We start from the raw sequence: 26,840 nt of genomic DNA on the forward strand, positions 1-26,840 counted from the left end.
AAAACCGGAGGAGAGGCCGCGTCAACGCCCCAACCGCTCCAACAACCCCTTCAACACTCCCTGTTCCTCCGCCGACAACCCTGCAGCAATCCGCGCGTCATGCGCACAAACTGCTGCGGTCACGTCCTCCAGCGTCTGCCTTCCTGCGTCAGTCAACGCCAGCCCATACGCGCGCCGATCCGTTGCCGATGGCAAACGCTCCACGAGTCCCATCGATTCCAGCGCATCCACCAGCAACACTGCACCGGAACGTGCGATGCCAAGGATCTGCGCGAGGTCGGTCAGCTTCAATGCCGCATTGCGGCCAATGATCTGCAACGCAGAAAAACGCGGGGGCGTGATGTTCCACGCAGCGAGCGATGAAACGAAATCTTCGTAGACGCGAATCTGCGCACGGCGGATCGCATATCCGATCAGTGAATCGAGCACGCCGTAGTCCACATCGGGGACATGCGGTTCGAAGTGGCCGGTGTCAGGGTCGGGGGCCAGCGTCTCGCGCGGTTTGCGGGAAGAGGGCATGCGTCAGCGCACCATGAAGTAACGCAATTCCACGCGATCGGGAAAGCGTGCGCCGGAGGCGACGAAGAGATGCTGCATGAGCCATCGATACTGCGGCGCTGCAGTTTCAAAGCGCGGTGCCGTGCGGAAGTAGATCTCGGCCGGATCGACCTGTTCGCCACGATTCAGGCGCGCGATGACCGAGGCATGGCCGCTGCGCACCCCTGCATTGACGATGTAGATGCGCGCACCGTCATGCGTCTCCAGCACGTAGCGTGCCTCGATGTCGGCGGTGGTGACATCATCGCCACCCGCATGCCGGATCAACTGGAAATCTGCGCCACCCGGCACGACATGCCCGTTGAGGCGCGGTCCGCGCACGGTACCCGACAGGATCGGGATCACGCGGCGCTGGCCCAGTGGCGTGACGCCAACCTCGGTAGGGGGCGCCACCTGCAAGTTGAAGTCTGCAATGTGCTCCAGCGTCGGCGTGGCGATATCCGGCGTCATTTGAGCAGCTTCCAGTTACCGTTCTCGATGGTGAGCAGCACACGTCCGCGCTGATCGAAGCCGAAGTGATCCTGCGCGGTGTAGTTGAGCACGCCATGCGATACCACGATGTTGCGCTCGCTTTCCAGCGCATCCTTCAACGCCTTGCGGAACTCCGGCGTACCCGGCTTCGCCTTCTTCAACGCCACCGGCACGATACGCTGCAACACGAGACCGGCATCGTATGGATGCGCGCCGAACTGCGTGCGCGTCTCGGGACCATATTGCTTCTCATAGCGTGTCACATAGTCCATGCCCGGCTTCTTGACCTCGCTGCTCGCGGGCAGTTGCTCCGCCACGATCACGGGACCGGCCGGCAGGATTGCACCGTTCACAGCCTTGCCGCCGATGCGGATCAGGTCACGCGTGGCCGCGCCGTGCGTCTGGTAGATCGGACCCGTATAACCGCGCTCGCGCAACGTGGTGTGCGGCAGCGCGGCACCCGTTCCAGCACCCGCGATCAGTACGGCATCGGCGCGTGCCGACATCAGCTTCAGCACTTGCGCGGTCACGCTGGTGTCCGACCGCGCGTAACGCTCGGCCGCAATGACGCGGATGCCGTTGGTTTCGGCGGCAGCGGTGAACTCCTTGAGCCAGGTCTCGCCATAGGCATCGGCAAAGCCGATGAACGCCACGGTCTTCACGCCGTTGCCCTTGGCAGCGGTCGCTACGGCATCGGCCATCAGCCTGACCGGTTGCGCCAGGCGATACGTCCATGCGCCACGTCCCGGCTTCAGTTCGATGGGCGAGAACGCGAGCTGCACGGTCTGGCTCTCGTCGGCCACTTCGGAAATCGCGATCGAAGGCGCCACGGCCGACGATCCGAGGATGATGTCGACCTTGTCCTCGGAGACAAAGCGTCGCGCAATCTTCGTACCTTGTGTCGGGTCGGAGGCATCGTCCATGACGATGTAGCGGATCTTCTCGCCGCCGATGGTCTCGGGCAGGAACGGCATGGTGTTCTTCTGCGGAATGCCGAGCGAAGCCGATGGGCCGGTGGACGCAATGCTGACGCCAACGGTCACGTCGGCCAGGGCGGCACCGCTGACGATGCTCAATGCAGCGAGGGCAATGCAGGCACGGGGAATGCGGAACTGGGGCATGGTTGTCTCTCCGTTTCTTATGGGAATGAGCTAGGGGCGAGGCGTCTGCAACTGCTGCTGCCCAAAGCCTGCCAGCGTCTTGTAGCGCTGGGAGATGGCTTCAAGCTCGCTGCGTGGAATCACATCGTCGATATTGGAAAAGCCCTGCGGCGCGCGCACTTCGGCAAGCTGCATCACCTGCTCGGGACCGTTCATGCGATTGCGCAGCACGATGCCGGCCGTGCGCGGCAACCGCTCGGCCTCGTACTCACGCAGGGCATAGCCGATATCGCGCTCGCCCAGCAGACAATCCAGCAGATAGCGGGCATCGACGATGGCCTGCGCGCTGCCATTCGAGCCAATCGGATACATCGGATGCGCGGCGTCGCCCAGCAGCGTGACGCGGCCAAACGTCCAGCGCGGCAGCGGGTCCTTGTCGACCATCGGGAATTCGTAGATGGCTCCCGCGCCGTCGATCAGCGCGGGAATATCGATCCAGTCCCAGCGCCACTGTTCGAACGCGGCGCGGAACACGGACTTGTCGACTTCGCGGTTCCAGTCACTGCGCGGCGGCGAATCGGGATAGTCATCGGGCACGCGCAATTCGGCAATCCAGTTGATGCGCGAGCGACCCTGTGCGTGCAGGGGTGCAGAGATGGGATAGGCCACGAACTTCTGGTCCTGATGACCGGCCATGAACATCGAGCGGCCATCGAGATACGGTGCCGCATCGGTGGTGGCACGCCACAGCAAGCGACGCGAGAACTGCGGGGTATCGCCCGTGGGATAGAAGTGCCGCCGCACTGCGGAATGAATGCCGTCGGCACCGACCAGCACATCCGCCTCTGCTTCCACCAGCGCGTTGTCACTGCGACGGCGCAGCGTGAATCGGGCGGGCGCGTTCGATGTACCACCCGTGTCGACAATGGACTCCAGCGCATGCCCGGTATGCATGCGATCTACACCAAGCCGCTCCCGCGCGGTCTGGTAGAGCAGCATCTGGAATTCGCCACGATGCACGGAGAACTGCGGCCAGTCGTAACCCGCCGCACGCCCGCGCGGTTCATGCCAGATGCGTTGCCCGAGCTTGTTGTAGTAGGAGAGCGAAGACGTTTCGATGGCAATCTGCGCGAGCGCATCCTGCAGACCCAGCGCAGAGAGTTCGCGCACGGCATGCGGCAACAGGTTGATGCCGACGCCCAGCGGACGCAATGACTCGCTGGCTTCATACACCTCGACATCGAGCCCATGGCGATGACAGAGCAGGGCGAGCGTCAGCCCGCCAATGCCGCCGCCGGCAATTGCAATCTTCATATGTCTCCTCCGCGATTTTGACCCGCAGATTCTTGATTAGCTCGCGGTGTGCTCCCCTCTCCCGCTTGCGGGAGAGGGGCGGGGGTGAGGGCCGGCCGCGCGAATTGCGACGTGGTTGGCAAGCAGAACCTCCAGCCCTCACCCCCAACCCCTCTCCCAGGGGGAGAGGGGAGCAACTACCCTGCCGCTGAATTGTTCTACTGTATAACTAATTACTCGCGGAGAGAGTTAGCGATTTCCCTGACTGGCTGGCCGATATGTCACGTGCCCAGCAACGCACCGGCAATGCGCTCGGCGGTATTGATCGAATCGGTCAGTCCCAGATGTCCATGGCCCACGGCGAGCCAGAGGTGACGCTGACCCGGCGCCGCGCCAATCACCGGCACCGAGTCGGGCATGCAGGGACGATGGCCCATCCACGTTGTCACGGAACGACCATCCAGTCCATGGAACGTCTCGCGTGCAATGCGTTCGAGGATCGCGGATCGGCGGGGATCGGGCGGACGCTTCAATCCCGCAAACTCCACGGTGCCGCCCACGCGCAATCCGCCTTCCATCGGCGTGACAAAGATCTTCTGATCGGTCAGCACGACGGTGCGCGAAACGACATCGCGCGCACCCGTGAACTGAACGTGATAGCCACGCTGGCTTTCGAGATGCAGCCGCACGCCAAGCGGATCAAGCAGCTTGCGCGACCATGCACCGGCAGCCACCACCACATGATCGAAGGTGTGCGTACCCCTCGTACCCGTGACGGTCCAGCGTTCGCCGTCGCGTTGCAGCGTTTGAACGTCGTCACGCAGGAAGTCTCCGCCACGGTTGATGAACGCGGCGGCAATGGCTTGCGTGTAACGCGCGGGATTGAGGATCGTGGCGTGATCGGCCAGGTAGATGGCGGATTGATAGTGTGGCGCAACACCGGGTTCCAGCGCGTCGATGCCCGCACGGTCGAGCCGCTCGAAACGGAACCCGAAGCGCTCACGCAACTGCCACGCCGCGTTGTCATCGGCCAGCGCCTGCGCATCGCGATACAGATGCAGATGGCCGCGCCGCAGGAAGAGTTCCGGCACGCCCACTTCGCGCGTGAGCGCCTCGTGCTTGTCGATGGACCCAGCGTGCAGCGCGGCGAGCGTGCTGGCCGCCTGCTCCACGCGATCCGGCGAAGCGGACAGCACGAAGCGTGTCAGCCACGACGCCGCCGCAGGCAGATAGCCGAGCCGCAAATGCAATGGGCTATCGGGATCGACCAGCATCTTCGGCACCGACGCCAAGACGCCGGGCATCGCCAGTGGGGCAATGGAACTGACGCTGATCGCACCGGAGTTGCCAAAGCTGCAACCGCTGGCCGGACCTTCGCGATCGATCAGCGTCACGGCGGCACCGCGCTTGCGCAGCGTCAGCGCAATGCAACTGCCGACGATGCCGGCACCAATCACCGCGACGCGCACGGCGGAATTATCAGAGGAGGGAGTGGGAGCGCTCATGGCGCGAAACGGTACTGCCGATTGCGCCGCAGGGCAAGAGGGCGCGCCAGGATGGTGCATGGACAATCGGATAGAGAGACGGAGTGAGATCTTTCTGAAAGGCTCGTCGCAGGGCCTACTTGCAGAGTTGTCTCATGGATTCCGCGGACCATGAGTGCTCCAATTTTCGCTTCACTGGCTGTGTAGGGGTTGGATCGTGAAGTGGGAGCAGTTTGAACGGATTTTCTCGGAACCCCGGGTCTCGCGCTATCGGGCGAGATGTCACGGGGATGAAGGGTTCGCAATGGTGGCGTATCGGCAGAATGTGTTGTTGTCGGAGGCGTTGACGCCTTTCCTTGGGACCGTGGAGGTCGCCTTGCGCAATGCGGTTCATCAGCAGTTGTCCCGGCACTATGGGCGCCGTGACTGGTGGAACGCCTGGCGGGGTGACAACAGATTTGCGCGGTTGACTTCAGACGTGGCCGATGTGCGGGTGCGCCTACAGCGACGGCGTGAGACACCACATCCGGACAAGATCGTTGCCGAACTGACGTTCGGCTTCTGGACCACGTTATTCAATGCTGAGTATCAGGAGGAACTGTGGTCAGCCTTGCGCTTCGTCTTTCCGCACTGCCCAAAGGAGAAGCGGAAACGTTCAATCATTTCCTCTGTACTGAACCGGCTGCGGTACCTCCGCAATCGCACCTTCCACCACGAACCGATTCTATGGGAGAAGGGGAATGCCATTGCGCTGCATGGCGATGGACTGGAAATGCTGATGTGGATACATGGCGATCTCTATCCGTGGCTGGCAAGGATCAATCGCGTATCGATGGTATGGGACGAGTGGGAGACGTTGCGTGCCAGCATGCAGCAAACGGCGACGCGTGACGGTCGCCACGCAAAGGTGGCATCGGGGAGGAAAAACGTAGGTGCCCAAAAAAATGTTGGCCCGCACAAGGCGGGCCAATCGACCTAGAGTCATCACCGGCATATGCATCCGGGAGAGGACAGATTAGGGCAGTGACGCGATTGTGCATGAGTCGATCCGTCATCGCAACGGTGCCAGATCAAACACGACAAAAAAATTCCCCGCTTCGCCAGCACTGGCGGGGCGGGGGAAGCAGAGCACCCTGCGTGCCGAAACAGGGTCAGAAGACGTGTTTGATGCCGACCATTGCGCCGAGCTGCGAGGCGCCGGCCACGGGTGAGGCGCCGGTGGATGCGCTGTCCACTGAGAGGGCGAGGTTGCCGCTGTTGTTGATGTAGCCGAGCGTCGAGTAGACCGATGTGCGCTTGGAGAACGCGTAGCTGGCGCGTACCGCACCTAGCCAGGCGCGGTCCGAGCTGTGGCGATAGTCGAGGTAGAACGCCTCGCCAGACAGCGTGATTTGCGGCGTGATGTCGTAGGCCAGCCCCGCGTAGTACATATTGCTGCGCGGTGTGGCGAGCGCGCCGTTGCGGCGGGCAAGTATGCCGGCGCCGACCTTGGCATGGCCGACGAGCATGTAGCCGCCGAGCGTGGCGCGATCATCCTTCAACTCGCTCGACGTCAGACCGCCGAATGCACCGGGGCCGCCGCGCAGGGAATCGTACGCGCCCAGAATGCCCCACCAGTTGGTTTCATAGCCGAGCATCGCCGACCATTCGCGGCACGCGGATTTGTCCGCGGCGTTCTCTCCGGCGCAGTTCGTGCCGGACGGGCTCGGTCCCGCGTTCACGCTATCGCGTCCGAAGCTGTAGGTGGCGCCCACCGTGAAGCCGCCGAACTTGCCCTTGTAGGCAATGGCGTTGTCTGCGCGGGCGTTGGGCAGGTAGTTGTCGAGCGAGCTGGAGCCGTAGGCGTTGGGTCCGAGAATGTCGGTGTCGAGCATGGCCCAGAACATCATCGTGTACTGGCGGCCCAGGCTCACCTGTCCCCAGTTGCCGCTCAACCCTACCCATGCTTGCCGGCCGAACAGTCGTCCACCTTGGTTCGTCACGCCGCTGTCGGGCGCGAAGCCCGATTCGAGTACGAAATTGGCCTTGAGGCCGCTGCCCAGGTCCTCGGTGCCACGCAGGCCCCAGCGTGACGGTACGGTGCCGCTCAGGTTGGCCATCTTCACCACGGAATTGCTGGCCGTGCCGACGTGATTCAGATACTCGATGCCGGTATCCACGACGCCATAGAGCGTCACGGACTGGGCCTGTGCGATGGCGGGCAAGCCAAGCGCGATGGACAACGCCAGGTGGCGCAGTTTCATTTCTCTCTCCTCCGTTGATTTTTTTCTGGATGAATCGATCGGTTGCTACATGCCGCGTGCCTTCAGTTGCGCATCGAGACGCGGATAGACGCGTCGCGCATTGCCTTCGAAAATCAGATGACGGTCCTCGTCGGACAGTGCGGCGTGGTCGATATAGCGGCGCGTGTCGTCGTAGTAGTGACCGGTCTCGGGATCGATGCCACGCACCGCGCCAATCATTTCCGAGGCGAACAGCACGTTGCGCACCGGGATCACGCGCGTCAGCAGATCGATGCCGGGCTGGTGGTAGACGCAGGTATCGAAGAACACGTTGTTCAGCAAGTGATCCTGCAGCGGTGGCAGCTTGAGTTCCTGCGCCAGCCCACGGAAGCGGCCCCAGTGATAGGGCACCGCGCCGCCCCCATGCGGAATCACGAACTTCAGCGAGGGAAAGCGCTGGAACAGGTTGCTGGTCAGCACCTGCATGAACGCTGTGGTATCGGCGTTCAGGTAGTGCGCCCCTGTGGTGTGGAAGCACGCGTTGCAACTCGTGCTGACGTGGATCATTGCGGGCACGTCCAGTTCCACCATCTTTTCGTAGATCGGGAACCAGTACGGGTCAGAAAGCGGTGGCGAGGTCCAGTGTCCGCCAGACGGATCGGGGTTCAGATTCACGCCGACGAATCCGTATTCACGCACACAGCGTTCGAGTTCGGCCACGCATGTGCGCGTATCCACACCGGGCGACTGCGGCAGCATGGCCGCACCCACGAAATGCTTGGGATATAGCTGCGCCACGCGATGGCAGAGCATGTTGCAGATGGCCGCCCATGTGGCGCTGGTTTCTGCATTGCCGATGTGGTGTGCCATGAACGAGGCGCGCGGCGAAAAGATCGTCAGGTCCGCGCCGCGCTCGCGCATCAGACGTAGCTGGTTGCCTTCGATAGCGTCGCGCAGTTCATCGTCGCAGATGCGCAGGTCGTCGATGGAAGGCGCGAGCTCCGGCGCAGTCAGGCTGGCGATCTGGCGTTGGCGCCAGGCTTCGAGGGAGGCAGGGGCCGTAGTGAAATGGCCGTGGCAATCGATGATCATGAACAGGTGTCAGTCAGGCCAGACGCTGGATGGCACCAGCACCTCGCCGCGCATGATGGGACGCGCCGTACGGACCAGCGCGCTGCGGAGAATCGTTCCGGGACGCGCCGGATCGGTTTCGAGTTCGACGGTGAAGGCGCCGGTGGGATGCTCCACGCCTAGCGTATGGATCGGGCCGGCGTCGATCACGGCGACACCTTCGGCGACGGTGCCGGGCAACACGCATGCGGTGCCGACCGTGATTGCTGCCAGCACACCAATCGCGTCGTGACAGACGCGCGGGATAAAGCAGCGCGTGGCCAGGCTGCCGCCATCGCGCGGCGATGCGATCAGGCACATCTTCGGATAGTTCTTGCTGGCGACGTTGCCGAGTCCCATGGCTTCGCCCGCCACGATCCGCAACGCTTCGATGCGTTGCTTCAAGACCGTATCGGCATTGAGATCGGCCACGGCCTCGCGCGCGGTGCGATCCAGATCGGCGGCGCGGATCAGCACCATCGGCATACCGTTGTCGATCAGCGTGGCGGTCACGCTGAAGGGCTTGCCGCTGTGCGGATCGGGGATCGTCAGCGTATCGATGGCGTTGCCAGTGGGCAGCATCGCGCGGCAGACAGAACCAGCGGTATCGAGGAAGTCGATCACGATGGGCGCAGCAGTGCCGGGCACGCCGTCGATGCGCGCATCGCCACCGAAACGTGGCTTGCCTTGCGGCGTCTGCATCGTGATATCGCAAAGCATGCCCGTGTTGCGTGTGTGGACGCGGGCACGCGTGACATCGCCCTGCGGCGTGATGAGGCCGCGCTCGATGGCGAAGGGCAGCACGGCGGCCAGCATGTTGCCGCAGTTGGGCGTGGTATCTACGGTGTCGCCATTCGGCTGTAGCTGCGCGAACGTGAAGTCGAGATCGGCATGCCCCGGCGTGCCGCGCGAGACGATACCGGCCTTGCTGGTCAGCGGATGCGCGCCGCCGAGTCCATCGATCTGTCGGGGATCGGGACTGCCCATCGCGGCCAGCAACACGCGGTCGCGCGTGGCAATGTCCTGCGGCAGATCGCTGGCCAGAAAGAATGGTCCGCGCGACGTGCCACCCCGCATCAGGGTGCAGGAAATGGCGCGCAGATCGGATTCTCGGCAGGGCGTCATGGCGTGGTGCAAGGTCGTTCAGTGCTCGCAAGTATCAGCGGCGGCTACAAATCCTTGGTTGCGATGTCGCGGGACAATTGTTCTAATCTGCTTATCGCGGGGACAAGAACAGAACGAGAAAGTGAACGACATGGAGACAGTCAGCCTGCATCACCTTCACGTCTTTGCCGGTGTGGCAGCGGCCGGCGGCGTGCGCCGCTCGTCTGAAACGCTGCATCGGGCATCGTCCGCCATTGCGCGTTCGGTGGCTGCGCTGGAGCAGACGCTTGGCGTGGCGCTGTTCGAGCGCAAGGGGCGCGGCATGTTGCTGACGCGCGCCGGAGAGATCGTGCTGGAGCGGGCGCGCCATATCGAGGCGGCGTTGCGCGAGGTGCGCGAGGAAGCCGTGCGGCTGCGCACGCGTCCCGGCGTCACGGTGGCGAGTCTGGAAGCACTGCACAACGAGCGCCGGCTCGAAGTGGCGGCACTGCTGGCCGAAGTCCATCACATGCCCAGCGTTGCGGCGTCCATCGACGTCTCGCAATCGGCGGTCAGTCAGGCGATATCGCGTCTTGAAGATGCACTGGGCCAGCCGATTTTCACACGCACGGCGCGCGGCATGGTGCCGACCGACGTGGGAAGCCGCTGGGTGGTGCGCTTCGAGCGTGCGCTGGCGGATCTGCGTCACATTCGCGCCGATATCGCCGCGTTGCAGGGGGTGCTCGTAGGCGCTGTCACCATCGGCGCGTTGCCGCTGGGCCGTACGTTGCTGCTGCCGATGGCGATTGCCGATGTACATAGTCGCCACCCGCGCCTGTCCTTCGAGACCCTGGAAAGTCCCTATGAGGAACTGACAGCGGGCCTGCTCAGTGGACGTATCGATTTCATTCTCGGCGCACTACGTCCGCATCCGTCACAGGGGCTTGCCACGGAAGTGCTGTTTGCCGACCGCATCGCGCTGATCGCGCGCGCAGCGCATCCGCTTGCGGGAAAGAAGCGGCTCAAGCTGGAGCAACTCGCGCCATTTCCATGGGTGCTGTCACGTGCCGCATCGCCGTCGCGGCAGGCGCTCGATGGCGTGTTCGCCTCGCGCGGGCTTGCGCTGCCGCAGCCGTTGGTGGAAACCGGCGATCTGGCGCTGGTACGCGGTCTATTGCTGCAGGGCGATATGGTGACCGCGCTGTCCGCACACCAGTTGCGTCACGAGATCGACGCAGGATGGCTGCGCGAGCTGGATCTGCCCCTGCGCGACACCACGCGCAGCATCGGTATCACCACGCGCGCCGGTGCGCGGCTCTCGCCGGGTGCCGATGCCCTGATCGCCGCGCTGCGACAGGCGAGCCAATCCATGGAAACCCCATCCGATAAGTAAAAGGCAACGCAGCGCGCCCCACAAAGCAATACTGCGAATCCTGCCAAAACGTAGACTGCCGTTGCCATGTGCAAGGGGGTGCATGGCCGGCCGCGCTCGCGGCGATTAGCGATGTGATAACGAGATTCCGCTGCGTACGGCGCCGCGGAACGCCAGGAGACGGCACCATGACAACCCAACGGCTCGATATTCGAGAGCATATCAACGAACGAAAGATGTCCGGCTACCAGTGGCTGCTGCTGGTGCTGTGCTTTTTGATTGTGGCCACCGATGGCATCGACGTGGCGATCATGGGCTTTCTGGCACCGGACATCACCCGCGAATGGGGGATCTCGAAAGCGGCCTTCGGTCTGGTGATGAGCGCGGCACCGCTCGGTCTCGCAGCCGGTGCGCTGATGGTGGGACCGCTGTCCGACCGCTTTGGCCGCAAGAAGCTGCTGCTGGTATCCATCTTCCTGTTCGGCCTGTTCAACCTGCTGTGTGCTTTCGCGGATAGCGTGGCCACGCTGTCGCTGCTGCGCTTTCTGACGGGCCTGGGCCTGGGTGCTGCCATGCCCAGCACCACGACGCTGTTGTCCGAGTATGTGCCCGAGCGTTCGCGCAGCATGTTGCTGGCCACGATGTTCACGGGTTTCAACCTCGGTTCGGCACTGGTGGGTTTTGGTGCCGCCGCGATTCTTCCGCATCATGGCTGGCGCGCAGTGCTGATCGTGGGCGGTGCGATTCCGCTGATCTGCCTGCCGTTCTACATGCTGCTGATTCCGGAGTCGGTGCGTTACATGGTGGTGCGCAACGCGTCGCCGGATCGTATCGCCCGCACGCTGCGTCGCGTAGTGGGCAGCAATATTGCCGATGGCACCACGTTCACGCTCAGCGAGCCGCCGGTGTCTGGCAAGCAGCCGGTGCGCACGCTGCTGTCGTCGGGCTTCCGCAGCATGACGCTGGCGTTGTGGGCCACGTATTTCATGGGCCTGCTGGTGATCTATCTGCTGAGTGGATGGCTGCCCACGCTGATCAAGGATGCCGGCCTGCCGATCGAGCGCGCGGCCAATCTCACGGCGTTGTTCCAGTTGGGCGGCACCGTTGGTGCGCTCGTGGTGGGTTACTGCATGGACCGCTTCGCACCGAACCGCGTGATCGGCGTATCGTATGTGATGGGGGCGGTGTTTATCCTGCTGCTGGCATCGGGCAGCGTCACATCGTCGATGTTCGCCGCATACGTGCTGCTGGCGGGCTTCTGCATGAGCGGTGCGCAAACCGGTCTCAACGCCTTCGCACCGCAGTGCTATCCCACGCCGGTGCGCGCCACGGGTGTGAGCTGGATGCTCGGCATCGGTCGCTTTGGCAGCATTACCGGTTCGATGGCAGGCGGCGTGCTGTTGTCGATGGGATGGACGTTCAGTGCCGTGATTGCCGTGCTGGCCATTCCCGCCACGCTCGCAGCCATCTCCATTGTTTCGACCCGGAAGGCACAACCGCATCCGGTCACGGCTTGAAGTTGTTACGGTAGAAAAGACATGGCAAGGATTATCGGCGCGATCGCGTCATCCCATACGCCCACCATCGGCTTCGCGCTCGATGCGGGCAAGCAGCAGGACCCCGCGTGGGCGCCGATTTTCGCGGCCTATGCGCCAGTCAGCGAATGGCTGGCGCAGAAGCAGCCCGACGTATTGCTGGTGATCTACAACGATCACGTCACGTCGTTTTTCTTCGATCACTACTCGGCGTTTGCACTCGGCATCGGCGAACAGTACGAAGCCGCTGACGAAGGCGGCGGCCGGCGTGCACTACCGCCGGCGCGCGGACACGTTGCGCTGGCGCGGCATGTCGGCGCATCGCTCGTGGCCGATGAGTTCGACATGTCGTTCTTCCAGGACAAGGCGCTGGACCACGGATGCTTCTCGCCGATGTCGGTGATGCTGCCGCACGACGGCGAATGGCCGGTCAAGATCCTGCCGTTGCAAGTCGGTGTGCTGCAGTTCCCGGCACCGTCCGCGCGACGCTGCTTCAAGCTCGGCCAGGCCATCCGTCGCGCGGTGGAGAGCTTTCCCGAGGATCTCAAGGTGGCGGTGGTGGCAACCGGTGGCTTGTCGCATCAGGTGCATGGCGAGCGCGCGGGCTTCAACAACACCGCGTGGGATCACGAATTTCTCGACCGCTTCGAGCGCGAGCCCGAGACGCTGCTCGACATCACGCATGCCGAGTTTGCCAAGCGCGGTGGTTTCGAGAGCGCCGAGGTCGTGATGTGGATGGTGATGCGCGGTGCGATGGGCCAACACGTGCGATGCCTGCATCGTGACTACTACCTGCCGTCGATGACCGGTATTGCGGTGGCGGTGTACGAGGATGCGGAGACCGAAGACGATGCAGCGATTGCCGATCGCGCAGCAATCCAGCGCGAACACATCGGTCATCAATTGAAGGGCATCGAGGCGCTGGAAGGCACGTACCCATTCACGCTGGAGACCAGCGTGCGCGCGTATCGCATCAATCGATATCTGCATCAACTGATCGATCCCGATTTCCGCGAGCGCTTCCGCAATGAGCCCGTTGCCACGTATGAAGACGCTGCACTGACCGATGAGGAACGCGATCTCATCACGCGGCGCGACTGGCGCGGCATGATTCATTACGGTGTCATCTTCTTCCTGCTGGAGAAGCTCGGTGCCGTCAGCGGTGTGTCGAACCTGCACATCTATGCGGCCATGCGCGGACAGTCGCTGGAAGATTTCCAGAAGACGCGTAACGCGCCCGGTGCGCTGTATTCGGTGGCGGGTGGGCAGGTGAGCGGCAGCTTCTCGCAAGGAAAGACCTGAACGCTTCTTGTGACGAGATGACATGCAGGTCACTTGAAGTTTGAGAAATCGGCGCCATATACGGCGCTGTTTTCTTTTCCACTCTGCACTCGCCCCCGCATGTACACGAAAGGCACTTCCGTCGAACTTCAGTTTTCTCCGCAACGCCTGAACGATGGCGCTGGCGATCCGTATTGGGTCGATCTCTCGCTGGAGGAAGCCCAGGCCCTGCTGGAGCGCCTGCAAAGCCATCTGGCACGCGCCACCGAAGGCACCGCTGCACCGCTCGTCTTCAGCCTCGAAGATCCGGCAGGCGACAAGGCCGTGAGCAGCGCAGGCAACACGGCGCAAAGCGAAGCGCCCGCCGTCGAGACCGAATTCAAGCAGTGGGTGTGCATCATCTGCGGCTGGGTCTACGACGAAGCCGCAGGCTGGCCCGAGGATGGCATCGCACCCGGCACGCGCTGGGAAGACATCCCCAACGACTGGCGCTGCCCGGAGTGCGATGTCGGCAAGGAAGACTTCGCGATGGTGGAGTTCTGAGCGCTTAAGCGTCTTTCTTCAATCGATAAGCCAGTTGTGGCCGCGTGATGCCGAGCATGCGCGCGGCCGACGACAGGTTGCCGCGCGTGGTTGTCATGGCAAGTTGCATCAGCTTTGCCTCGATCTGCGGCAACGATAGCCCCTGGTTCAGCAGTCGCTCGATCTGCGCATCGGTATCCTCTCCGGCATCCGGGCAGTCTGCGCCGGCCTGCTGGCTCGCGAACAGGTGTGGCACATCGATCATGCCCGTGGGCGACGCCAGCAGCACGCCACGCTCGATCATGTTTTCGAGTTCGCGGATATTGCCGGGCCACGGATATTGCGTGAGCGCGTCGCGTGCGCGGCCCGTCAGGCCGCGCACCTGCTTCTGATAGCGCGCGTTGAAACGCGTGATGAACGCCTGTGCCAGTTCCGGAATATCGTCCTTGCGCTCGCGTAATGCGGGGATCGACACGGGATACGTACTGATCCGATAGAACAGGTCTGCGCGAAACTGCCCCAGCTTGATCGCCTGTGCCAGGTTCACGTTGGTCGCAGCAATCAGCCGTACGTTGACCTTGCGTGCCTCGACCCCGCCCAGTCGTTCCACCTCGTTGTTTTGCAACACGCGCAGCAGTTTGACCTGCGCGGCGAGTGGCAGGTCGCCGATCTCATCGAGAAAGAGCGTGCCGCCATGCGCGCGCTCGAAGCGTCCCGGACGCGATTGCTGCGCACCGGTGTAGGCGCCTTTCTCCACGCCAAACAGTTCGGATTCGATCAGTTCATGCGGAATCGCCGCGCAGTTGACCGCAATGAATGGCTGCTCGCGACGCGGTCCGTTGTCGTGCAGCCAGCGCGCGAACATCTCCTTGCCCGCGCCGGTTTCGCCAGTCAACAGCACGGTGATGTGGCTGTCGGCAGCGGCTGACAACAACGCGAATGCCTCGCGGAATGCAGGAGACTGGCCGATCAGGTTGCCCTGGTTGGCCCCGCACAGCGTTTCGCGCAACGTGCTGACTTCCTGCTGCAGCGAGAGCAGGTCGCTGATGACGGAATCGGGTTCGAAGTATTTCAGATACTCGGCGTCGTCCCATGCCTCGGCAGGCTTGCCGACAATGCGGCACTGTTCATCGCCACGCCGCGCGCACTCGGTTTCCTTGTAGATGACCAACCGGTCCATGAAGGTACTCGAATAGCCCGATGCGTAGCCAAGCTGCACCCAGCAGCCGGCCTCTTCGCGGGCGAGTTCTTCATTGAACGGCGCTTCGCCTTCCCACGAATCCTTCCAGAGAAACTCGCCGTAGAAGTGGCCGGTGTCGCGATCCACCTCCAGTCGCACGGGTTCCACGCGCGTGACGCCTTCGAGCATATGCAACTGCGGACCCCACAGGAATGCCTCGTGCGGTGAACTCGCGAGTTCTTCCTTGCGTTCGCGCTTGACCATCTCGGCGTCGCGCATGCCTTGCGCGTAGCCCATGCGGATCAGCAGGCCCTTGCCGCGCTCCAGTCCAAGGGTGTCAAGGATCTCGCGGCGCAGATAGCTCAGCGCTTCCGTATGCATCAGCACCATGCGCGATTCGCCCAGGCGGATCTGCGCGGCCTTGGCGTCGATGGTCAGCAGGGAGGCCAGATCGAAAAGATCCGGTCCCGCGTGAGGCGCGTCAGGGGTGTCTTGCGACGGTTGTTCGGGCTGCCTGGGGGGCGGCTTTGGGGGCGTTGTCATCCTCTCACTCCGGAGTACCTGCGGGCGTTTTCTCATGAAACGCCTCGTTGTTTCGCAAGCCTAGCATGCGCCTTTCTATCGCCGCATCGGGGCAAATGCGGCCCCTCGCACGCATGTTGCGACGCAGCGAACGCCGATTTGATCATTTGATGAAATCGGCCCTGATCACCTCATCAAATGATCAAGCCGCCTTGTCGCCCGGCATCGCAAGGAATCGGCCGCAAAGCCTTGTGCCACAACGCTTCCCGTCAGCTGGCACGCCGCTCGCTATAGGTCCTGCACAAGACTTCAAAAAAAATGCGCCGCCAAACGGCGCGTGCAACGCAACCGGAGCGAGACATGCCCCTTTCCCTCAAGGACCAGCGCTATGTGCGTGTGGTCGAGCGCGACGAGCGCTGGGTCGAGTTCGAATTTTCGATTGGTGACCCGGCCATCTTCGTGGAGCTGGTGATGCCGCCCGCGCACTTCCAGCAGTTCTGCGTCGATCAGTCTGCGCAAACACTGCCCGCCCCGTCAGATCGTATTTGAAGCCCACAAGAACACCAGGAGACAGCCATGCAAATCGATATCCGGACCGACAGCAGCGTCAGTCCGATCCGGCAAACCTTCGCCCATATTGCGCGGCGACTCGGTGCTGACAAGCCAGCCACGCGCTATCAAGAGGCCATGTTCGACCTGCAGCCGGTGACGAGCTTTCACTATCGTCCGCTCTGGCAACCGCAGTACGAACTCTACGATGCACGCCGCACCCGCGTGGTCATGCAGGACTGGTACGCGCTGAAGGACCCCCGTCAGTACTTCTATGGTGCCTACGTCAACGCGCGTGCCCGTCAGCAGGATGCGATGGAGAAGAACTTCGAGTTCGTCGAGAAGCGCGGATTGCTGGGCGCGCTGCCTGCAGACGTGCGAGACGTGCTGATGACGGGTGTCGTGCCGCTGCGCCATCTGGAGTGGGCGGCGAACATGAACAACGCCGCGATTACCGCGTACGGCTTTGGCTCGGCCATCACGCAGGCGGCGATGTTCCATACGATGGATCGCCTCGGCATCGCGCAGTATCTGACGCGCCTGGGACTGGTGATCGGCGACAAGGAGGCCGTGGAGCAGGCCAAGACGGCCTGGATGGAAGACATGACGTGGCAGCCGCTGCGCCACGCCTCGGAAGACCTGCTCGTGCGCGATGACTGGTTCGAACTGCATGTGGCGCAGAACCTTGTACTTGATGGTCTCGTTTATCCACTCGTGTACCAGCAGTTCGATCGCTACCGCTCGGCCACCAACCCGGCCTTCTCGCTGGTGACGGATTTCATGGCGGTCTGGTATGCGGAGTCCACACGCTGGGTGGACGCCACGGTCAAGACGGCCGCGCAGGAAAGCCCGGAGAACGCTGCCGTCATCGCAGGGTTCGCGTTCGAATGGCTCGATCGATTCACGCACGCGCTGCGGCCCTTGTCGTTGCGGTTGTTCGGCTCGGATGGCGAGGCCGAACTGGCGAGCGCCGTCGATGCGCTGAACAAGCGCCTGTCCGGCCTCGGCCTAACCCGCCAGTCCGAATCGGGAGACCACCATGAGTAACGCACCTGTATTCATCGCCCTGCAAGCCACCGAGGACATGCGCGCCGTGATCGACGCCATCGTAGAGGACAACCCGCACGCCACGGTGCATCGCTACCCCGCCATGGTGAAGATCGACGCCCCGGGTCGACTGTCCATCCATCGCGCCAGCGTGGAAGAACGCATTGGCCGCGCGTGGGATCTGCAGGAACTGCAACTCGGCCTGATCTCGCTGGCCGGCAATATCGACGAAACCGAAGACGCATTCGTGCTCGCGTGGCACTGAGCGCGCACTGCGCAGGAGACAGACCATGACCACCACTACCGCCACCGCAGCGGCCGCACGGGCAGCCGTCAAGCCGAAGCTGTCGATCCGTGAGAAATACGCGATCCTGACGCGCGACCTGGGATGGGACACCACCTACCAGCCGATGGACCGCGTGTTCCCGCACGACAAGTTCGAAGGCATCGTGATTCACGACTGGGACGGCTGGGAAGACCCGTTCCGCCTGACCATGGATTCGTACTGGAAATTCCAGTCCGAGAAGGAACGCAAGCTCTACGCGATCATCGATGCTTTCCAGCAGAACAACGGCCAGCTCAATGTCAGCGACGCCCGCTACGTCAATGCGCTGAAGCTGTTCCTGACGGGTGTCTCGCCGCTCGAATACGCGGCGCATCGCGGCTTCGCCATGACGGGCCGCAGCCTGCGCGGCGTGGGTGCGCGCGTGGCCTGCCAGATGCAATCGATCGACGAACTGCGCCACTGCCAGACGCAGATCCACACCATCAGCCACTACAACAAGTTCTTCAACGGCTTCTCGGACTGGCGCCATCTGCATGATCGCCTCTGGTATCTGTCGGTGCCGAAGTCGTACTTCGAGGATGCCATGACGGCGGGGCCGTTCGAGTTCATCACGGCCATCTCGTTCTCGTTCGAATACGTGCTGACCAACCTGCTGTTCATGCCGTTCATGTCGGGCGCCGCGTACAACGGCGACATGGCCACGGTGACGTTCGGCTTCTCGGCGCAATCCGATGAATCGCGGCACATGACGCTGGGCCTTGAAGTGGTCAAGTTCATGCTGGAGCAGGACCCCGCCAACCTGCCGATCATCCAGAAGTGGATCGACAAGTGGTTCTGGCGCGGCTATCGGCTGTTGACGCTGGTGGCGATGATGATGGACTACATGTGTCCGAAGCGCGTGATGAGCTGGAAGGAAGCGTGGGAGATCTACTTCGAGCAGAACGGTGGCGCGCTGTTCACCGACCTGGCGCGCTATGGCATCCGCATGCCGAAGTATCACGAGCAGGCCGCCAAGGAGAAGGATCACCTTTCGCACATCGCGTGGTCGATCTTCTACAACTTCAACCATGCGGCGGCCATCCATACGTGGGTGCCCGAGCCCAATGAAATGGACTGGCTCGCGCAGAAGTATCCGGACAGCTTCGACGAACACTATCGGCCGCGCTTCGACTACTGGAAGCAGCAACAGGAAGCCGGCAAGCGCTGGACCAATCCGGGCCTGCCCATGCTGTGCCAGATCTGCCAGATCCCGATGGCCTTCACCGAGCCCGATGATCCGACGCAGATCTGCTATCGCGAGGCCGAGCACAACGGTGATCACTACCACTTCTGTTCGGATGGCTGCCGCGACATCTTCGTGGATGAACCGGAGAAATATGTGCAGGCGTGGTTGCCGGTGCACCAGATTTTCCAGGGCAACTGCGGTGGCGCCACGCTTCCCGAGGTGCTGGACTGGTATCACCTGAACCCCGAAGACCGCGGCGACTACGCGGATTCGCCTGACCGGGCGAACTGGCAGCGCTGGACGGGTCACGAATAAGCACGCACGCACGCTCGACAAGACAACGGAGACACATCATGCCAGTCATTGCATTAGCGCCCGGCTACACGGGTGAGGTCCGCGATCGCGTGGAGAATTTTGGAGGCAACCAGCTTGTGTACTTCGGCTGGGATCAGCATCGCCTGTTCTGCAGTCCTTTCACACTGCCGTTGCCGCCTGACATGCCGTTCAGCGTGCTCGTCGATAACGTGATCGTGCCGCTGCTGGGTGCACATCCCGAAGGCGTTGTCATCGATTGGACATCAGTCCAGTGGTTGCGCGGCAACACGCCGTTCACGCCGGATGCGCAAGCGAGCCTCATCGACAACGGGCTGGGCCACAAGTCATTGCTGCGGCTGCGCACGCCGGAATTGCGCGGCATCGCCGGCTCCTGCAACTGAAGCGAGGGAGAGATTGTCATGAGCTATCAACTGACCATCGAACCGCTGGGACAAACCATCGATGTGGCCGAGGGCCAGACGGTTCTCGATGCGTGCCTGCGAGCCGGTGTCTGGCTGCCCCATGCCTGCGGTCACGGCCTGTGCGGCACCTGCAAGGTCCAGACGCTCGACGGCGAGATCGAACACGGCGAAGCATCGCCCTTTGCGCTGATGGATTTCGAGCGCGAGGAAGCCAAGTGCCTGGCGTGCTGCGCCACGTTGCTGTCCGACATGACCATCGAAGCGGACATCGAGCCCGACCCCGATCATGAGTGTTTGCCGCTGATGGACTTCACGGCGGAAGTCACGCGCATCGAATCGCTGACCCCTACGATCAAGGGTGTGTTCCTTCGTATCGAAGGTGGCGAGGCGTTGCGCTTCCAGCCGGGCCAGTACGTCAATGTCTGGATCGGCAAGGAAGCAGCGCCCCGGGCGTTCTCCATTGCCTCCGCGCCATCGTCCGACGAGATCGAACTGAACATCCGGCTGGTGCGCGGTGGCAGTGCCACCACCTACATCCACGAGCAATTGAAGGTTGGCGAGCGGCTGCAGTTGTCCGGGCCGCTGGGACGCTTCTTCGTGCGCAAGAGCGATCCGCGTCCGCTGGTGTTCATGGCCGGCGGATCGGGACTGTCGAGTCCGCGCTCGATGGTGCTGGACTTGCTCGAATCCGGCGATACGCGGCAGATCGTGCTGGTGCAGGGCGCGCGTACCGTCGATGAACTGTATTACTGCGCGGAGTTCGCGGCGCTGGCAGAGCAGCACGACAACTTCACGTATGTACCGGTGTTGTCCGCCGAACCACAGGCCAGCACGTGGGCCGGCGAGCGTGGCTACGTGCATGACGTGGCATCGAGCCATTTCGGCCACGACTTTCGCGGCTGGCGTGCCTACCTGTGCGGGCCGCCGCCGATGATCGAAGCCTGCATCGCCAAGCTCATGCAAGGCAGGCTGTTCGAGAAAGACATCTTCACCGAGAAGTTCCTGTCGGCCGCCGATGCCAGCCAGGCCATACGCAGTCCGCTGTTCCGTTCGCTGTAACAACGAAGACCACCCCACGAAGGAGACAACCATGGACAAGATTCAGATCGACGCGGTGCTCAACCACATCGAGGAGACCACCGGCCAGCATGCCAATCCGCGCATCGCCGCGATCGTGCACCGGATGGTGCGCGACCTGTTCTACATGATCGAAGACCTCGATGTGCAGCCCGAGGAATTCTGGTCGGGACTCAACTTCCTGGCCGAGGCGGGACGGGGTGGCGAACTGGGACTGATTGCGCCGGGACTCGGCTTCGACCATTTCCTCGATCTGCGCATGGACGAGGCCGAGGCAAAGGTGGGTATCGCGGGTGGCACGCCGCGCACCATCGAAGGGCCGCTCTATGTCGCAGGCGCACCCGTGGCCCAGGGCGCAGCGCGCCTGGACGACGGCACCGATGAAGGGGAACTGCTGTTCATGGAAGGACAGGTCAGGGACGCCAACGGCAACGCGCTGCCGGGTGCCGTGGTGGAGGTGTGGCACGCCAACTCGCTCGGCAACTACTCGCACTTCGATCCCACGCAAAGCGCATTCAACCTGCGCCGCAGCATCGTGACCGATGAGCAAGGACGCTATCGCTTCCGCAGCATCATGCCGGTGGGCTACAGCGTGCCGCCCAATGGCACGACGGATCGGCTGCTCAAGCAACTGGATCGGCATGGCACCCGCCCGGCGCACATCCACTTCTTTGTTTCCGCAAAGGGACACCGCAAGCTGACTACGCAAATCAATATCGATGGCGATCCGTTCCTGTGGGACGACTTTGCTTTCGCCACACGCGAGGGGCTGGTGCCAGCAGTGACGCGCGTGGACGATCAGGCTGCGATGCAGGCGGCCGGCGCCGACCGGCCGTTCGCGAAGATCAGCTTCGACTTCACGCTCCATGCAGACAATGCGGGGGCACCGCAGGCGGAAGTGGCGCGGCAGCGGTCGGTGGCCACGGCGTAGTGTTCACACGCCTAGGCGTCGACGATCACCTCGAAGCCGCCGAAGATCATGCGTTGTCCGTCGAATGGCATCGGCTCCATGATCTCCTTGAAGCGCGCGTCCTGCATGACGGCTGCCATGCCGGCGTCGCGCTTCGCCTTGTCCGCCCACCAGATCCACGAGAACACCACGGTCTCGTCGTCCTTGCGTTTGACGGCCATCGGGAACGATGTGACCTTGCCTTCCGGCACATCGTCTCCCCAGCATTCCACCACCTTCAGCGCGCCGTGTTCCTTGAATAGCACGGCGCTCTTTTCCGCCACGTCGCGATAGGTTTCTCGTTTGTCCGTGGGCACAGCCAGCAAGAATCCGTCGATATATGCCATGGGTAGACTCCTTGATCGATGATCATTTGGATGGGCAGGGTCTTCGAGAATAGTCCATGGAAAAGCCGTGCGACGGATACGGCATGCATCGCATTGCCGGACGCGGGGCTATCGATCCTCGGCCGGAATGTCGCGCAACGATGCCGCAAACGATGCGTGCACTGCAGCATCCACAGGCCGATGCTTGACCGTCGATGACGGCGGGTATTTGCCCACGGTGTTGCCGTTCTTCCAGTCACGGGCAGGACGCACAGGGCGGGGTGCAAAGCCGCCGCCGCAGTTCGGGCAGACGTTGCCCAGGACATTGTCCACACAATCCGCGCAGAACGTGCATTCGAAGCTGCAGATGCGGGCCTGAGTGGAGGCCGGCGGCAGGGCAGTGTTGCAGTTCTCACACGTCGGGCGCAGTTCGAGCATGGTCTCTCCTTCCTGGGAATCGGTTCGTGCCATCATAGCCGCCTTCTCTCACAGCAAGCGACTGGTTCCCATGACGACCCACGACGACCGCGACGAATCCGCCTACAGCCCCCTCAGGGCCGCCTTCCTGCGCCATGAGGAGAGCCTGGCACCTGGCGGACATCCGCCCGGCGAGCACGATACCGCGGTCTATCAGACGTTGCTGGAATCGACCAAGGCCATTCCGTGGAAGATCGACTGGGCGACGATGGAGTTTGCCTACATCGGTCCGCAGATCGAGAAACTGCTGGGATGGGCACCTTCGACATGGAAGACGGTCAATGACTGGGCAGACCGGATGCATGCCGATGACCGCGAAGCCGTGGTGAACTTTTGCGTGTCGCAATCGCAGGCGGGCACCGACCATGAAGCCGATTACCGCGCGCTGACGGCAGACGGTGGCTATGTGTGGCTGCGCGATGTGGTGCACGTGGTGCGCAAGCCGAATGGCGAGGTGGAGTCGCTGATCGGCTTCATGTTCGATATCAGCGAACGCAAGCGTACCGAAGAGAAGCTCGCGCAACTGCAGCAGGAACTGGAGCGGCTGTCGTTCACCGATGGCCTGACGGGCGTGGGCAATCGCCGCATGTTCGATGTCACGCTCGCCAACCAGTGGCAGGCGGCGGAACAGGCCGGCACACCGCTCTCGCTGATCATCACGGACATCGACTTCTTCAAGTCATTCAACGATTACTACGGCCACGTGCAAGGCGACGAATGCCTGAAGCGCGTGGCTGCCGTACTGCGCGAGGCCGTGGGCAGCGACCACTTCCTTGGCCGCTTCGGTGGCGAGGAATTTGCGATGGTGCTGGCCGATACCGATGCCGATACCGCCGTGAAAATTGCCGAGCGCTGCCGCGAATTGCTGGCCGATGCCGCGATTCCCCACTTGCGCTCGCCTTACGAGCAACGCCTCACGGCCAGCTTCGGCGTGGGAACGATCGTACCCGGTGACCGCACCGATGCCACCGCATTCGTGAACCTGATCGATGCGCAGCTCTACCACGCCAAGGACAACGGCCGGAACCGCATCGCCGCCGTGGATCGCGCGGGCATGCAGGGCGATTCGTTCAAGGTGCATTCGCGTTGAACGCCGCCGCGCCAGCGCCTACGGCGCGGCTCTGCCTGCGGGCATGGCGCGAAGCGGACCGCGTGCCCTTTCGCGCCATCAACGCGGACCCGCGCGTGATGGCATGCTTTCCTTCCACACTCGACGACGCACAGAGCGATGCGCTGTTCGACCGCATCGTTGCGCACCATGCGCAGCACGGGTTCGGACTCTGGGCGCTGGAGTTGAAGACCACATCCAGATTCATCGGCTTCACCGGCCTGGCGGTGCCGCAATGGCATCCGCCGTTCGGCCCGTGCGTGGAAATTGGCTGGCGACTCGCGCATGATCACTGGGGACACGGTTACGCTACCGAGGCCGCACGCGCCGCACTCGATTTCGGTTTCCAGGTCGTCGGCCTGAAAGAGATCGTGTCGTTCACCGCCGCCGTCAATCAACGCTCCGAGCACGTCATGCAGCGGCTCGGCATGCGGCATGACGTGGATGGCGATTTTGACCATCCGGCATTACCCGCTGGACATCGGTTGGCGCGACATGTGTTGTACAGAATGTGCGCGCCGCTCCCCTCCGATTGACCCTTGCCATCATTTCGCGTGATCTATCCCACGCATCCCGCACGACTGTTGCAAATCCCATCAAAACGCCCGTCTGAATGCCGATAAACAGGCTGCCGCGAAGTGTCCATGTCGCGTAATGTCTTCGTTACACCAGTGCATCCAGGCCAGCGGGAGCGTTTTTGAATGGCTACAAGTTGCCACACGATATGAATGATCGGAGACCGAAGCACGCGCCGTCCATCCGCGCGGCATTCGACGACGTGCTCTGGCAGTTCCCACAACCTCTGCTGCTCAAGGATCGGCAGGGCAGGTGGGTGTTCGTCAACGAAGCGCTGTGCACGTTGATGCAGCGTCCAGCCGAGGAACTGCTGGGTCATGCCGATGCGCAATTGCTGGACGCATCGCGCGCCGAGCGCTATCGCGCCGTCGATCTGGAGGTGTTTGCGACGGGCGTCGGCCATGAAAGCACGGAGACGGTGCAGGGGCCCGACGGTGCGCGTCGGGTGTTGCGCACCCGCAAGCGTCTGGTGACCATGCCCGATGCGCGAGAACCACTGTTGCTGGTGTGGGTCACGGACATCACGGCATCGCAGAAGCTCGCGCAGGCACTGCGCGAAAGCGAGGAGCACTACCGGTGGGCCGTCGCGCTGAATCCGCAGATTCCATGGACCGCCGATGCAAACGGGCAGGTAACCGAAGCCCCGCCGCGCTGGACGGAACTGACAGGCATGCCTGCCGAAGAGGCGCTGGGCGAGGGATGGGGGCGTTGTGTGCACCCCGATGATCTGCCAAGCGTGGTGGAAACATGGGGCCACGCGCTGCAGAGCCGCGAGAATTTTGATCGCGAGTATCGGGTCAGGATGGCCGATGGCAGCTATCGATGGTTTCGCGCGCGGGCGGCCCCTCGTCTGGATGCGAATGGCGCCGTGGTGCTCTGGTACGGCACGCTGGAGGATGTGGACGACCGCAAGCGCGCCAATATGGCGCTGGCCGAGCGGCGACGCGATACCGAGGCACTGGCCGCGCGTCTCTCCGCCGTACTGGAAAGCACCACCGATGCCGTGGTGCAACTCGATCATGCGTGGCGCCTGACGTATTTCAACGGCAAGGCGGGGCGGGCGATGGCGGGACGCGATCCGGCGCTGGGTCGCTCGGTGTGGGACATCTTTCCCGAGGAACGGCACGGTGTGTTCGCGCAGCAATACGCGCGCGCCGTGCAGACGCAGCGGCCGGTGGTGTTCGAGCATTACTTGCAACCACTGGAGGCGTGGTACGAGGTGCATGTGTATCCCACTGCGGAAGGGCTGTCGGTCTTCCTGCGCGATATCTCTGCACGCAAGCTTGCCGAGCAGCAGTTGATCGCCAATCAGGCGGCGCTCACGCACATGGCGCGCCATGATCCGCTGACCGGTATCGCCAACCGTCTGCTGTGGCGCGAACGGATCGGACAGACGATCGCCACGAGTTGTCCGGCCAGATGTTCCGCGCTGCTGTATATCGATCTCGATGGATTCAAGGGCGTGAACGATGCCTTCGGACACTACGTGGGCGATATCGTGCTGCAACAGGTGGCGAAGCGATTGCTCGACTGCGTGGCGGAACCCGATGCCGTGGCGCGCATCGGTGGCGACGAGTTCGTGGTGATCCAGGAACAGGTTGCGGACCGGCAAGCTGTGGAACATCTCGCCCGGCATCTCATCTGCCAGTTGTCGCTACCGTTCCGGCTCAATGGCGAGCCTGTGACGCTGGGTGGCTGCATCGGCATCGCGATGATTCCGACCGATGGCGCCAACGCCGACGATCTGCTGCAAGCGGCCGACATGGCGCTCTATCAGGCCAAGGCCGAAGGGCCGGGCACATGCCGCTTCTTCTCGGCAGACGAAGGCGACCGCACGAAGGTGCGGCTCGAACGCAAACGCGCGCTGCATCACGCGCTGGCCGCCGGGCAATTCGAGTTGCACTACCAGCCGATCTACGACTTGCGCTCGGGACACCTGCGCAGCTTCGAAGCCCTGGTGCGATGGCGTCATCCGCTGCATGGACTGGTGTCACCCGCCGAGTTCGTCCCGCTCGCAGAAGAGACCGGACTGATCGTGCCCATTGGCGAATGGGTGCTGAGCGAGGCATGCCGGCAACTGGCGCGCTGGCCGTCGGGCATCTGCGTGGGCGTGAACCTGTCGCCGCTGCAGTTCCGGGGCCGGGCGCTCGTTGCTGCCGTGCGACGCGCGGTGGAGGAGGCTGGCGTACAGATGTCGCGCCTCGAACTGGAGATCACGGAGTCCGTCCTGCTGCGCAACGATCGCGTCAACCTGGAAATGTTGCGCGAGTTGCGCGGCATGGGCGTGCGCATCGCCATGGACGATTTCGGCACCGGCTATTCGTCGCTGAGTTACCTGCGCAGCTTCCCCTTCGACAAGATCAAACTCGACCGCTCCTTCGTATCGGACCTCGCCACCAGCACAGAAGCCCGCGCCATCCTGCACGCCGTGCGCAGCCTGGGCGCCGCGTTTCGCGTGCGGACTACGGCAGAGGGTATCGAGACGCCGGAACAACTGGCGGTGGTGCGGGAAGAGGGTTACGACGAGGGGCAGGGATATTTGCTGGGCCGACCTGTCCCCGAGGAAGAGGCGCTAAAGCTGGCACGCGGCGGCGAGGTGCCGGCAGCCATGGAGGCGTGGTTTCGGGCGACGGTGGGGTAAAGCGTCTTACGTGTCGTATCGCGATCGGTTTTCTCCCCTCTCCCACGAAGTGGGAGAGGGGCGGGGGTGAGGGCAGGGGATTCAAATTGAGACAGGTCGCGGATTGATG

26 protein-coding genes are annotated in these 26,840 nt (G+C 62.9%); 15 read left to right on the forward strand and 11 right to left on the reverse strand.

Features of this window, described 5'->3' with window-relative positions:
- Window positions 1-21: 21 nt before the first annotated feature.
- From ABDB81_RS24665 to ABDB81_RS24685, 5 genes are all read right to left on the reverse strand, one after another.
- On the reverse strand, window positions 22-519 hold the full coding sequence (locus ABDB81_RS24665; RefSeq protein WP_346813864.1) for a MarR family transcriptional regulator: 498 nt from the start codon (window positions 517-519) through the stop codon (window positions 22-24).
- Window positions 520-522: 3 nt separating this feature from the next.
- On the reverse strand, window positions 523-1,008 hold the full coding sequence (locus tag ABDB81_RS24670) for a DUF3237 domain-containing protein (protein ID WP_346813865.1): 486 nt from the start codon (window positions 1,006-1,008) through the stop codon (window positions 523-525).
- Window positions 1,005-2,150: an ABC transporter substrate-binding protein gene (locus tag ABDB81_RS24675; RefSeq protein WP_137927799.1), complete on the reverse strand. Its 1,146-nt coding sequence runs from the start codon at window positions 2,148-2,150 to the stop codon at window positions 1,005-1,007. Before ABDB81_RS24675 ends, ABDB81_RS24670 begins: the two co-directional genes overlap by 4 nt.
- A gap of 30 nt (window positions 2,151-2,180) precedes the next feature.
- A complete protein-coding gene (locus tag ABDB81_RS24680; protein WP_346813866.1) occupies window positions 2,181-3,443 on the reverse strand; it encodes a flavin-dependent oxidoreductase in 1,263 nt (420 codons plus the stop codon).
- 260 nt (window positions 3,444-3,703) lie between these two features.
- The gene (locus ABDB81_RS24685) at window positions 3,704-4,927 is read right to left on the reverse strand and encodes an FAD-dependent oxidoreductase (RefSeq protein WP_346813867.1); all 1,224 of its coding nucleotides are present in this window, start codon (window positions 4,925-4,927) and stop codon (window positions 3,704-3,706) included.
- 196 nt (window positions 4,928-5,123) lie between these two features.
- Between ABDB81_RS24685 and ABDB81_RS24690 the strand changes: the two genes are divergently transcribed.
- Entirely contained in the window at window positions 5,124-5,885 is a 762-nt protein-coding gene (locus ABDB81_RS24690) for a hypothetical protein (protein WP_346813868.1), read from the forward strand.
- Between the two features lie 172 nt (window positions 5,886-6,057).
- Here the strand turns inward: ABDB81_RS24690 and ABDB81_RS24695 are convergent, their stop codons facing one another.
- Genes ABDB81_RS24695 through ABDB81_RS24705 form a run of 3 tightly spaced genes read right to left on the reverse strand, consistent with a single transcriptional unit; the run spans window position 6,058 to window position 9,363 of the window.
- Window positions 6,058-7,149 (reverse strand): porin, encoded by a 1,092-nt coding sequence (locus ABDB81_RS24695; RefSeq protein WP_346813869.1) that lies wholly within the window; start codon window positions 7,147-7,149, stop codon window positions 6,058-6,060.
- Window positions 7,150-7,194: 45 nt separating this feature from the next.
- Window positions 7,195-8,220 carry an amidohydrolase family protein gene (locus ABDB81_RS24700; RefSeq protein ID WP_346813870.1) on the reverse strand — a complete coding sequence of 342 codons (1,026 nt, stop codon included), beginning with the start codon at window positions 8,218-8,220 and terminating at the stop codon, window positions 7,195-7,197.
- A 9-nt stretch (window positions 8,221-8,229) separates the two neighbouring features.
- On the reverse strand, window positions 8,230-9,363 hold the full coding sequence (locus ABDB81_RS24705; RefSeq protein ID WP_346813871.1) for a 4-oxalomesaconate tautomerase: 1,134 nt from the start codon (window positions 9,361-9,363) through the stop codon (window positions 8,230-8,232).
- Window positions 9,364-9,493: 130 nt separating this feature from the next.
- Here ABDB81_RS24705 and ABDB81_RS24710 point away from each other — a divergent pair, with 130 nt between their 5' ends.
- From ABDB81_RS24710 to ABDB81_RS24725, 4 genes are all read left to right on the forward strand, one after another.
- A complete protein-coding gene (locus ABDB81_RS24710) occupies window positions 9,494-10,714 on the forward strand; it encodes a LysR family transcriptional regulator (RefSeq protein ID WP_346813872.1) in 1,221 nt (406 codons plus the stop codon).
- Window positions 10,715-10,881: 167 nt separating this feature from the next.
- On the forward strand, window positions 10,882-12,210 hold the full coding sequence (locus ABDB81_RS24715; protein ID WP_160474278.1) for an aromatic acid/H+ symport family MFS transporter: 1,329 nt from the start codon (window positions 10,882-10,884) through the stop codon (window positions 12,208-12,210).
- Window positions 12,211-12,231: 21 nt separating this feature from the next.
- Window positions 12,232-13,530 carry a gallate dioxygenase gene (locus ABDB81_RS24720; RefSeq protein ID WP_346813873.1) on the forward strand — a complete coding sequence of 433 codons (1,299 nt, stop codon included), beginning with the start codon at window positions 12,232-12,234 and terminating at the stop codon, window positions 13,528-13,530.
- 99 nt (window positions 13,531-13,629) lie between these two features.
- A complete protein-coding gene (locus ABDB81_RS24725) occupies window positions 13,630-14,052 on the forward strand; it encodes a rubredoxin (RefSeq protein WP_137927807.1) in 423 nt (140 codons plus the stop codon).
- Between the two features lie 4 nt (window positions 14,053-14,056).
- Here the strand turns inward: ABDB81_RS24725 and ABDB81_RS24730 are convergent, their stop codons facing one another.
- The gene (locus ABDB81_RS24730; protein WP_346813874.1) at window positions 14,057-15,754 is read right to left on the reverse strand and encodes a sigma 54-interacting transcriptional regulator; all 1,698 of its coding nucleotides are present in this window, start codon (window positions 15,752-15,754) and stop codon (window positions 14,057-14,059) included.
- A 339-nt stretch (window positions 15,755-16,093) separates the two neighbouring features.
- Here ABDB81_RS24730 and ABDB81_RS24735 point away from each other — a divergent pair, with 339 nt between their 5' ends.
- The 7 genes from ABDB81_RS24735 to catA are packed head-to-tail and all read left to right on the forward strand — an operon-like array spanning window position 16,094 to window position 21,585.
- Complete coding sequence (locus ABDB81_RS24735) at window positions 16,094-16,282, forward strand: phenol hydroxylase subunit (RefSeq protein ID WP_160474275.1); 189 nt, start codon at window positions 16,094-16,096, stop codon at window positions 16,280-16,282.
- A gap of 27 nt (window positions 16,283-16,309) precedes the next feature.
- On the forward strand, window positions 16,310-17,329 hold the full coding sequence (locus ABDB81_RS24740; protein WP_137927809.1) for an aromatic/alkene monooxygenase hydroxylase subunit beta: 1,020 nt from the start codon (window positions 16,310-16,312) through the stop codon (window positions 17,327-17,329).
- A complete protein-coding gene (locus ABDB81_RS24745) occupies window positions 17,322-17,594 on the forward strand; it encodes an MmoB/DmpM family protein (protein ID WP_137927810.1) in 273 nt (90 codons plus the stop codon). Before ABDB81_RS24740 ends, ABDB81_RS24745 begins: the two co-directional genes overlap by 8 nt.
- A 25-nt stretch (window positions 17,595-17,619) precedes the next feature.
- A complete protein-coding gene (locus tag ABDB81_RS24750) occupies window positions 17,620-19,155 on the forward strand; it encodes an aromatic/alkene/methane monooxygenase hydroxylase/oxygenase subunit alpha (RefSeq protein WP_346813875.1) in 1,536 nt (511 codons plus the stop codon).
- Between the two features lie 38 nt (window positions 19,156-19,193).
- Entirely contained in the window at window positions 19,194-19,556 is a 363-nt protein-coding gene (locus tag ABDB81_RS24755) for a phenol hydroxylase subunit P4 (RefSeq protein WP_346813876.1), read from the forward strand.
- 18 nt (window positions 19,557-19,574) lie between these two features.
- A complete protein-coding gene (locus ABDB81_RS24760) occupies window positions 19,575-20,636 on the forward strand; it encodes a phenol 2-monooxygenase domain-containing protein (protein ID WP_346813877.1) in 1,062 nt (353 codons plus the stop codon).
- A gap of 31 nt (window positions 20,637-20,667) precedes the next feature.
- Window positions 20,668-21,585, forward strand: coding sequence for a catechol 1,2-dioxygenase (gene catA / locus ABDB81_RS24765; RefSeq protein WP_346813878.1), 918 nt, complete (start codon window positions 20,668-20,670; stop codon window positions 21,583-21,585).
- 11 nt (window positions 21,586-21,596) lie between these two features.
- On the opposite strand, the gene ABDB81_RS24770 is transcribed toward catA, so the two are convergent.
- Complete coding sequence (locus ABDB81_RS24770; protein ID WP_137927815.1) at window positions 21,597-21,950, reverse strand: DUF1428 domain-containing protein; 354 nt, start codon at window positions 21,948-21,950, stop codon at window positions 21,597-21,599.
- 108 nt (window positions 21,951-22,058) lie between these two features.
- A complete protein-coding gene (locus tag ABDB81_RS24775; protein ID WP_137927816.1) occupies window positions 22,059-22,367 on the reverse strand; it encodes a DUF1272 domain-containing protein in 309 nt (102 codons plus the stop codon).
- A gap of 70 nt (window positions 22,368-22,437) precedes the next feature.
- Between ABDB81_RS24775 and ABDB81_RS24780 the strand changes: the two genes are divergently transcribed.
- The 3 genes from ABDB81_RS24780 to ABDB81_RS24790 all read left to right on the forward strand — a co-directional run bounded on the left by ABDB81_RS24780 (window position 22,438) and on the right by ABDB81_RS24790 (window position 26,731).
- Window positions 22,438-23,496 (forward strand): diguanylate cyclase, encoded by a 1,059-nt coding sequence (locus ABDB81_RS24780; RefSeq protein WP_346813879.1) that lies wholly within the window; start codon window positions 22,438-22,440, stop codon window positions 23,494-23,496.
- Window positions 23,493-24,050 (forward strand): GNAT family N-acetyltransferase, encoded by a 558-nt coding sequence (locus ABDB81_RS24785; RefSeq protein WP_160474271.1) that lies wholly within the window; start codon window positions 23,493-23,495, stop codon window positions 24,048-24,050. Before ABDB81_RS24780 ends, ABDB81_RS24785 begins: the two co-directional genes overlap by 4 nt.
- A 188-nt stretch (window positions 24,051-24,238) precedes the next feature.
- Window positions 24,239-26,731, forward strand: a complete 2,493-nt coding sequence (locus ABDB81_RS24790) for an EAL domain-containing protein (RefSeq protein WP_346813880.1) — start codon at window positions 24,239-24,241, stop codon at window positions 26,729-26,731.
- The last annotated feature ends 109 nt before the right edge of the window (window positions 26,732-26,840 follow it).

Origin of the sequence: Cupriavidus sp. DL-D2 (assembly GCF_039710735.1) — a bacterium.
In the GTDB taxonomy this organism is placed as follows: Bacteria; Pseudomonadota; Gammaproteobacteria; order Burkholderiales; family Burkholderiaceae; genus Cupriavidus.

Excerpts from the sequence above, each read along its gene's own strand:
- ABDB81_RS24665 (WP_346813864.1), bottom strand. The coding sequence starts at position 519 with ATGCCCTCTTCCCGCAAACCGCGCGAGACGCTGGCCCCCGACCCTGAC.
- ABDB81_RS24670 (WP_346813865.1), bottom strand. The coding sequence starts at position 1,008 with ATGACGCCGGATATCGCCACGCCGACGCTGGAGCACATTGCAGACTTC.
- ABDB81_RS24675 (WP_137927799.1), bottom strand. The coding sequence starts at position 2,150 with ATGCCCCAGTTCCGCATTCCCCGTGCCTGCATTGCCCTCGCTGCATTG.
- ABDB81_RS24680 (WP_346813866.1), bottom strand. The coding sequence starts at position 3,443 with ATGAAGATTGCAATTGCCGGCGGCGGCATTGGCGGGCTGACGCTCGCC.
- ABDB81_RS24685 (WP_346813867.1), bottom strand. The coding sequence starts at position 4,927 with ATGAGCGCTCCCACTCCCTCCTCTGATAATTCCGCCGTGCGCGTCGCG.
- ABDB81_RS24695 (WP_346813869.1), bottom strand. The coding sequence starts at position 7,149 with ATGAAACTGCGCCACCTGGCGTTGTCCATCGCGCTTGGCTTGCCCGCC.
- ABDB81_RS24700 (WP_346813870.1), bottom strand. The coding sequence starts at position 8,220 with ATGATCATCGATTGCCACGGCCATTTCACTACGGCCCCTGCCTCCCTC.
- ABDB81_RS24705 (WP_346813871.1), bottom strand. The coding sequence starts at position 9,363 with ATGACGCCCTGCCGAGAATCCGATCTGCGCGCCATTTCCTGCACCCTG.
- ABDB81_RS24710 (WP_346813872.1), top strand. The coding sequence starts at position 9,494 with ATGGAGACAGTCAGCCTGCATCACCTTCACGTCTTTGCCGGTGTGGCA.
- ABDB81_RS24715 (WP_160474278.1), top strand. The coding sequence starts at position 10,882 with ATGACAACCCAACGGCTCGATATTCGAGAGCATATCAACGAACGAAAG.
- ABDB81_RS24720 (WP_346813873.1), top strand. The coding sequence starts at position 12,232 with ATGGCAAGGATTATCGGCGCGATCGCGTCATCCCATACGCCCACCATC.
- ABDB81_RS24725 (WP_137927807.1), top strand. The coding sequence starts at position 13,630 with ATGTACACGAAAGGCACTTCCGTCGAACTTCAGTTTTCTCCGCAACGC.
- ABDB81_RS24730 (WP_346813874.1), bottom strand. The coding sequence starts at position 15,754 with ATGACAACGCCCCCAAAGCCGCCCCCCAGGCAGCCCGAACAACCGTCG.
- ABDB81_RS24735 (WP_160474275.1), top strand. The coding sequence starts at position 16,094 with ATGCCCCTTTCCCTCAAGGACCAGCGCTATGTGCGTGTGGTCGAGCGC.
- ABDB81_RS24740 (WP_137927809.1), top strand. The coding sequence starts at position 16,310 with ATGCAAATCGATATCCGGACCGACAGCAGCGTCAGTCCGATCCGGCAA.
- ABDB81_RS24745 (WP_137927810.1), top strand. The coding sequence starts at position 17,322 with ATGAGTAACGCACCTGTATTCATCGCCCTGCAAGCCACCGAGGACATG.
- ABDB81_RS24750 (WP_346813875.1), top strand. The coding sequence starts at position 17,620 with ATGACCACCACTACCGCCACCGCAGCGGCCGCACGGGCAGCCGTCAAG.
- ABDB81_RS24755 (WP_346813876.1), top strand. The coding sequence starts at position 19,194 with ATGCCAGTCATTGCATTAGCGCCCGGCTACACGGGTGAGGTCCGCGAT.
- ABDB81_RS24760 (WP_346813877.1), top strand. The coding sequence starts at position 19,575 with ATGAGCTATCAACTGACCATCGAACCGCTGGGACAAACCATCGATGTG.
- catA (WP_346813878.1), top strand. The coding sequence starts at position 20,668 with ATGGACAAGATTCAGATCGACGCGGTGCTCAACCACATCGAGGAGACC.
- ABDB81_RS24770 (WP_137927815.1), bottom strand. The coding sequence starts at position 21,950 with ATGGCATATATCGACGGATTCTTGCTGGCTGTGCCCACGGACAAACGA.
- ABDB81_RS24775 (WP_137927816.1), bottom strand. The coding sequence starts at position 22,367 with ATGCTCGAACTGCGCCCGACGTGTGAGAACTGCAACACTGCCCTGCCG.
- ABDB81_RS24780 (WP_346813879.1), top strand. The coding sequence starts at position 22,438 with ATGACGACCCACGACGACCGCGACGAATCCGCCTACAGCCCCCTCAGG.
- ABDB81_RS24790 (WP_346813880.1), top strand. The coding sequence starts at position 24,239 with ATGAATGATCGGAGACCGAAGCACGCGCCGTCCATCCGCGCGGCATTC.